At 67.4% G+C, this 6,917-nt stretch carries 4 protein-coding genes and 2 pseudogenes; 3 read left to right on the plus strand and 3 right to left on the minus strand.

Going from position 1 to position 6,917, the window contains the following annotated elements:
* The first annotated feature begins 331 nt into the window (after window positions 1-331).
* From NFV80_RS06055 to NFV80_RS06065, 3 genes are read left to right on the plus strand one after another with little or no spacing between them, the layout of a single operon-like run.
* Window positions 332-1,483 (plus strand): patatin-like phospholipase family protein, encoded by a 1,152-nt coding sequence (locus tag NFV80_RS06055; protein WP_295326104.1) that lies wholly within the window; start codon window positions 332-334, stop codon window positions 1,481-1,483.
* A 15-nt stretch (window positions 1,484-1,498) separates the two neighbouring features.
* Complete coding sequence (locus tag NFV80_RS06060) at window positions 1,499-4,507, plus strand: hypothetical protein (RefSeq protein WP_295326102.1); 3,009 nt, start codon at window positions 1,499-1,501, stop codon at window positions 4,505-4,507.
* Between the two features lie 20 nt (window positions 4,508-4,527).
* Window positions 4,528-5,652, plus strand: a complete 1,125-nt coding sequence (locus NFV80_RS06065; protein WP_295326100.1) for an MBL fold metallo-hydrolase — start codon at window positions 4,528-4,530, stop codon at window positions 5,650-5,652.
* A gap of 38 nt (window positions 5,653-5,690) precedes the next feature.
* Here NFV80_RS06065 and NFV80_RS06070 read toward each other — a convergent pair whose 3' ends face one another.
* From NFV80_RS06070 to NFV80_RS06080, 3 genes and pseudogenes are all read right to left on the minus strand, one after another.
* Window positions 5,691-6,317 carry a LysE family translocator gene (locus tag NFV80_RS06070; RefSeq protein ID WP_295326098.1) on the minus strand — a complete coding sequence of 209 codons (627 nt, stop codon included), beginning with the start codon at window positions 6,315-6,317 and terminating at the stop codon, window positions 5,691-5,693.
* A 109-nt stretch (window positions 6,318-6,426) separates the two neighbouring features.
* Window positions 6,427-6,657 (minus strand): annotated as a pseudogene (locus tag NFV80_RS06075) (BrnA antitoxin family protein); the annotation flags it as partial.
* 90 nt (window positions 6,658-6,747) lie between these two features.
* Window positions 6,748-6,917 (minus strand): annotated as a pseudogene (locus NFV80_RS06080) (IS110 family transposase); the annotation flags it as partial.

A 6,917-nucleotide genomic window follows, 5' to 3' on the forward strand; every position in this document is an offset into this window, starting at 1 on the left:
GGGCTGAGTAGCACACGCAAGCGATCCATCTTCGCTGTTCTTGCGGTTTCCCTTCCCGGCATGGACATGGATTGCCGGGAGAGCGAAATGAAACTCCCCGAAAATCATGAAAGGCGCGAAGGCCACCCTATAATGGGTTCATGGGGGGTGCCCGGTCGCTTCGCTTCCTGTCCGAGGGCATCGGATTCGGGGAGCAAAGAGGCCGCGTGCAGACGACTGCCGATTCTCGGCTGTCAGCAACGCAACCACCCGCACGCGGCGTCGGTCTTTTCGGGACGGCGGCGGGCGCTTTGGCACACCGTTCTCTCAACTCAATGGGAAGGGGCAAACCATGACCACCATCGACAATCAGAACCTGCACGCGGCATTCTCGCCGGTCAGCGAACCGGGCGAGGGGCAGCCCGAGGAGGGCATCGCGCTGTGCCTCTCGGGTGGCGGTTACCGCGCGATGCTCTTCCATCTCGGAGTGTTGTGGCGCCTCAACGAATTCGGCTACCTGTCGCGGCTCGATCGCGTCTCGAGCGTTTCCGGCGGCTCGATCACCGCCGCGATGCTGGGACTGAAGTGGGGCCGGCTGGCTTTCGCCGGCGGTGTCGCCGGCCGGCTGGTGGAGGAGGTGATCGATCCGATTCGGGCCTTCGCGCACCACACGGTCGATGTCGGTTCGGTGCTGAAAGGCATCTTCCTGCCGGGGACGATCAGCGAAAAGGTGGCCAGCGCCTACCGCACGTACCTGTTCGGCGACGCGACGCTGCAGGATCTGCCCGATGACCCGCCGCGCTTCGTGCTCAATGCGACCAATGTGCAGAGCGGTGCGCTGTGGCGTTTCTCGAAGCCCTACATGCGCGACTACCTGGTTGGCGAGGTCAGGAACCCGACCGTCTCGCTGGCAGCGGCCGTGGCGGCGTCGTCGGCCTTTCCGCCGGTGCTGTCGCCGGCGAAGCTCGTCCTCGATCCCGCGGCCTTCTCGCCGGCGAGCGGCGAGCCGTATCACCATCCCCCCTACACCAGCGAAGTGTATCTTTCCGACGGCGGCGTGTACGACAACCTCGGCCTGGAAACCGCCTGGAAGCGCTATCGCAAGATTCTGGTCAGCGATGCCGGGCTGGCGATGGCGCCCGATCCCGAGCCGCACACCGACTGGGCGATGCACGCCAAGCGCGTGCTCGACCTGGTCGATAATCAGGTGCGTGCGCTGCGCAAGCGCCAGCTGGTCGGCGGCTTCGAGCGCGGCATACGCCAGGGCGCTTACTGGAGCGTCGGTTCGGACATCGCGGCGTATGGTGCCGCCGGCGCTTTGCCTTGCCCGCTGCCGAGAACGACCGAACTCGCGCAGGTGGCGACACGCCTCGCCGACCTCTCCGACGAGTTGCAGGAACGACTGATCAACTGGGGATACGCGATCTGCGATGCCGCGATGCGCCGCTGGGTCGACCCGGGACTGCCAGCTCCAATCGCCTTCCCTTATCCGCGCGGCGTGTAAGAGAGGAGGGGCGGGATGAGCCGATCGCTGTTCAGGACTTGGGGTGCCGAGCTGCCGCAGCCGCTCTTTGCCCGGGCGCTGGCGGCCGCCGGCATGCTCGGCCCGCGCGTGGAAGCGCTGGCCGAGGCGACGATCATCGATGCCGTGCGTGCGCTGCGTCGCGATGGGGGCGACATCGCCGTGCTGCGTCTCGCGCATCTGGCGGAACTCGTCGCCGCGATCGAAGCAGGCGCTGCCGATCTGCCTTCGGCACAGAATTTTCTGGTCGCCTGGGAGCGCTTCCGCGTCGCGTGGTTCGACCAGCCCTCGCCTGGGGTGCTGCGCGTCGAGCTCGATCCGGCGGTGGCGGGCGGACTGCGTCACTCGATCCCCGATGTGCACTGGCTGCTTCGCCTGCTGTTCGGCAGCGACGACGACCTCGCGGATTCTGCCTATGTCCGCGTGGACGAGCCGGATCGACCGGTTGCCTGGGAGTGGCCGCTGCGCGTCGGTCTGCTCGGCGACCCGCGTTCGCGCGCGCTCGCCGAGCAGCTTTGCGCGGTACGCTGGCCCGATCTGCTGCGGCTTGTCGACGTCGACGCCGCCGATGAGGACTGCGACCTGTTGTTGCTGCCCGACGATCTGCGTGCCGGGCTGGGCCGCGTACTGTCGCGGCCGCGCCGGCTGCGCGCCGATTGCGTGTTGCTGATCGGCGGCGCGGGAGTCGCCAACGAGCGCGTCGCACGCCTCGTCGCCGCGCTGCGGCAGGAGGTTTTCACCGCCGGCGTTGGCGTGATGCGCATCGATTCCGAACGGCAGGGCGAGTGGTTCAACGCGCTGCTCGAACAGCTGGCGCACGATCTGCCGATCGACGTCGCGCTTCGGCGGGCGGCGCCGGCAGGGCAGGAAGTGCCGGTGCCGCCGCTGCTGGTCGCTTCGCGACGGCTGGCGGTGCATGCGCGCGTCACGGCTTTCGCGCGGCGCCTCGGGCAGCACGCTCGCCGCGTGGTGGCAGAGCAGCGGCAGGTCCCGCCGCAGCCCCAGCAACGGGTGGAGCGCTCAGCAGACCGCTCGCTGCCGCCCATGCCCGCGCCGGTGTCCCGTTCAGCCGGCCGACCGCTGACCCGCTCGGCGCCGAGCCCCGCATCTGGTCCCGCTCCTGGTCCCGCTCCTGGCCCAATTTCTGGCTCCGGTTCTGGCCTCAGTTCCGGCCGCACTCCCGATTCGGCCGCAGCGCTCGACGGTGTCGTCGCCGAACTGGAGGCACGCGCCAGTCGTGGCGTCTGGCAGAGCGAGTCGGACGACGCGACGGCCGTCGCCGCTCTCCGCTCGGCACTGGAAACCGAGCTGGGTGCGGCGCTGGCGGCGCCACGCGTGGGTGCCGGCGGAGTCGAGACGAAGAGCAGCGAACGGCGGCGGGTCAATTTCACCGTCACCGATCTTAGCGACGCTGCACGCCCGGTTCGTGTCCGCGACCGGCTCGCCGCCGACCGCGCCTATCAGATTGCGCTCGACATCGGCCTTCCGCGCGCGCAGGCGGAGGCCGCTTCCGAGGTCTTTGCCAGCGAGCGCCTGCCGCCTTCCGCAGCCGGCCACTGGCTGGACGTGTTCTTCGTGCCGCTGGTGCGGGCCGCGGACGGTCGTCTGCACACCCCGCAGCAGGCGCGACTCTTCCTGCCACCGGAGGCCGACAGCGACGCCGGCTACTTCAGCTTCCGCACCCATGGCGTGCGCCAACAGTATCGGGCACGCGTCCTGATCACCCATGAGAACCGGGTGATCCAGACCTTGATCTTCTCCTCGCCGCTCGGCGACGCGGGAGAACGCTTCGCGCTGACCGTCGAGAACATCGTCGCACCGACCTTCGATCCCGCCTGGCATGGCCAGCCGTTCGACGCGGCGATCGTCGTTAACCACAGCGGCGAGGGTCAGCCCGGCTTCACCACCATCGTCGGCAAGGAGGTCAGCTTCCGCGAGCCGGTCGGCATCGACACGCTGGTCGGCGAGGTCAAGCGGCTGCTCTCCGAAGAGGCCAGCTTTCCGGAGGCGCGCGGTACGCTCGACGACCCCGCCCTGTTGAAACTGTTCGACGATCTGGCGCATTACGGTCGCTCGATCCTCAAGCCGCTGCCGCCAGAACTGCAGGGCAGGGTGGCCGAAGGGGCGCGCATCCAGATCGTTGAAGCCCGCTCCGGCGCCTGGCTGCCCGTCGAAATCCTCTACGACTCGCCCCTGCCGAAAGCCGGCGCGCAGCTCTGCCCCAACGCCCGCGCCGCATTGCTGCGCGAGGGGGGCGTCAGTCACTCGACCTGCGACCATCGCGACGACCGCAATTTCCACTGTCCGCTGCGCTTCTGGGGTTTCAGTTCCGTCATCGAGCGTCAGCCGAGCCTGACGCCGCCGTCCGGCGCCGATTACGTGATCAGTGTGCCGCATGCCGATGCAAACCGGCTCGACGCCTTCCGCTCGGTGCTCGTCGGCGCGAGCAGCCGGGTGCGCGCCCAGGATCTCGGCGATCCCGGCGGTGTCGTCGAGGCGGTACGCCGCGTCGCGCAGAACGCGAGGACGGTGAAGGACTGGAACGAATGGGAAGACGCGGTCGAAGAGGAATCGCCCTCGCTGCTCCTGCTGCTGCCGCATTCGATGGAAGACCAGGCACACCCGGGGATCGCCGGCCTCGAGATCGGCGGCGTCCTGCTCACTTATCCCGAACTGGAGAGCACCTACGTCGCCGGCCCGGCGGCGTCTTCGCCGGTCGTCCTGCTGCTTGGCTGCAGCACGCAGCTAACCGACGTGCCCTTCCTCAACTTCGTCGAGGCGTTCAAGCGCGAACGGGCGGCGCTGGTGATCGGCACGCTGGCGACGATGCGCGGCCGGCGCGCGGTCGCCTTCGTTTCCGAACTGCTCGATGGCCTGAAAGCGGCGGCCGGTAGCGAGCGCACCTTCGGCGAGGTGTTTCTCGACAGCAAGCGTCGGCTGCTGGCCAATGGCGACGGCTTCGTCCTCAGCCTGACCGCCTACGGCGACGTCGGCTGGCGGATCTGAAGCAGAGGAGGGCGCGCACGATGTGGCGAATCGAATTGTTGCCGGCCGAGTTCGGCGATGCGATCTGGATCGAGTACGGCGACGGCCAGCGAGCGCATCGCATCCTGATCGATTGCGGTACGAGTGCGGCGTTCCCCCGGCTGCGCGAACGCATCCTGGCGCTACCGGAGGACGATCGGCATTTCGAACTGCTCGTCGTCACGCACGTCGACGTCGATCACATTGGCGGCTCGCTCGATCTGCTGCGCGAGCGGGAAAGTCTCGGGGTCAGCTTCGGGGAAATCTGGTTCAACGGCTACGTGCACCTGACTCCCGGTGGCACGGTGCCGCAGCCGGAGGCCGCGGACCTGCTTGGCCCGCTGCAGGGCGAGGCGCTGACCGAGCTGATCGTCGCCAACGGGGCGAACAAGTGGAACGCCGCCGCTGGCGGGGGCGCCCTGGTGGTGCCGGCTGCAGGTCCGCTGCAACCGCTGCGGCAGTTGCCCGGCGGCATGCAGCTGACACTGCTGTCGCCGACGCAGGCACAGCTCGATCGGCTGCAGCCGCGCTGGCATGCGGCCTGCCGCAAGGCCGGGATCGTTCCCGGCGCGGCCACCGCTGCCGATGCCCGGCAACTCGAAGAGGACGAAGAGCCGGCGGAAGACGACGACCTGCTCGGCGACCCCGACGTCGCCCGGCTGGCCGCGATGCCGTTCAAGCCCGATCGCGCGATTCCGAACGGAAGCAGTCTGGCCCTGCTCGCCGAATACCAGGGTCGGCGCGCGCTGCTGACCGGCGACGCCTATGCGCCGGTGCTCGTCGATGCCCTGGCTCGGCTGCCCGGCAATGCCGCCGGTCGCCTGCAACTCGACGCCGTGAAGCTGTCGCATCATGGCAGTCGCGGCAACACCAGTGCCGATCTCGTGCGCGCCGTGGATTGCCGCAACTGGCTTGTTTCGACCAACGGCAAGATCTTCCACCACCCCGACGGCGAAGCGATTGCGCGCGTGCTGCGCGACGGCGGAGCGGGTGTCCAGCTGCACTTCAATTACCGCAGCGAGTGCAACGAGATGTGGGCGGCACTCGGCCTGCAGCGCAAGCACGGCTACACGGCCCGCTACCCGGCGAACGAGGGCGAAGGAGTGTGTCTCGATCTGGACGGGTGAGGGTGCCTGGCGACCTCCGGCCACCCGATGGCTCGTCCCTACGCCGGACGCCTGGCGAGCAGTGCCCAGACACCGGCACTGCACAGGAGCGATCCATCGAGAAGACCGAATTGGCGCTGGGCACGACGAGATTCGAGCATGCGACGCGCAGTGCTGGCGAACGTGGCGTAGAGCATCGCGTTGATTGCCGCGAGAGCGACGAAGGTCACACCAAGCGCCCAAAGCTGCGGGGCAGCGGACGCGGATGAATTGAGGAACTGCGGCAGGAAGGCCACGAAAAAGACCATGCCCTTGGGATTGAGCGCGGTGACCGCGTAGGTATTGAGGAACAGCCGTCGCAGGGACTCCGGAGCCGGCGCGGCTGCGGCCACCTGAGCGGAAGCTCCCGCGCGAAGCATCCTGACGCCCAGAAACAGGAGGTACAGCCCACCAGCCCACTTCACGACGCTGAACCAGAGCGCCGAAGCCGCGAGAAGGGCGCCAAGGCCGACCAGCGAGAGGAAGAGAGCGGTTGAGTCGCCAAGGGCGACGCCCGCAATGAGCGGCAATGTGGCCCTCTTGCCGTGGGATGCCGAGTAGCTGATCACGGTGAGAATCGTGGGGCCGGGGATTGCAAGCAGGACGATCGCCGCGGCGACGAAAGCCAACCAGAGTTCGAGGTGCAAGTTTGTCTCCTGTGATGCTTGACGTGGTGGTCACCGGACGCAGCGCAATTTCCCCGTGCATCGTCCGGTGGAAGACGGGTTCGCCCCCGCGTGCCTGTCGTGCGATGGATCATACCGGAGAATGACTTTTCAGCCACTCACGTAACGCGGCATCGACGCGAGTCTGCCAACCGTCGCCACTTTCGCGGAACCGCTCCACGACTTCCCTCGACAACCGAATGGTGATGCGTTCTTTTGTTGGGGTCTTCTGTGGCCCTCGCAGCCCCAGTTTCTTTCCGAGTGACGCCGGCAACGCCTCTGCGGCCGGCTTGAATTTCGCCATATCTTCAGCGGTAAGTTCGCGGACTTCACCGTCTTAATGTGAAAGAAGCCAGTCTCCAAGCGCGCGGCTACCTGACCGCGAGCGGTCATGTAGATCGGTTGTCGTGAATCAGGCGGCTGCGGGGATGAAGCCGAAGCGAGTCAGGGCCTTGATCCAACGAGAGGCGTTGCGCTGCACGGAGAGCTGCTCATAGTTGGTGGCGGAATCCCGGTAATAGTCGCCCCGCTTGAGCATGAAGAAGATGGTGCGCAACATCTTGTGAGCCAAAGCGACGATGG

Source organism: Accumulibacter sp. (genome assembly GCF_023806565.1).
GTDB lineage: Bacteria > Pseudomonadota > Gammaproteobacteria > Burkholderiales > Rhodocyclaceae > Accumulibacter.

Coding starts and splice junctions, on each gene's coding strand:
- NFV80_RS06055 (WP_295326104.1), top strand. CDS start 332: ATGACCACCATCGACAATCAGAACCTGCACGCGGCATTCTCGCCGGTC.
- NFV80_RS06060 (WP_295326102.1), top strand. CDS start 1,499: ATGAGCCGATCGCTGTTCAGGACTTGGGGTGCCGAGCTGCCGCAGCCG.
- NFV80_RS06065 (WP_295326100.1), top strand. CDS start 4,528: ATGTGGCGAATCGAATTGTTGCCGGCCGAGTTCGGCGATGCGATCTGG.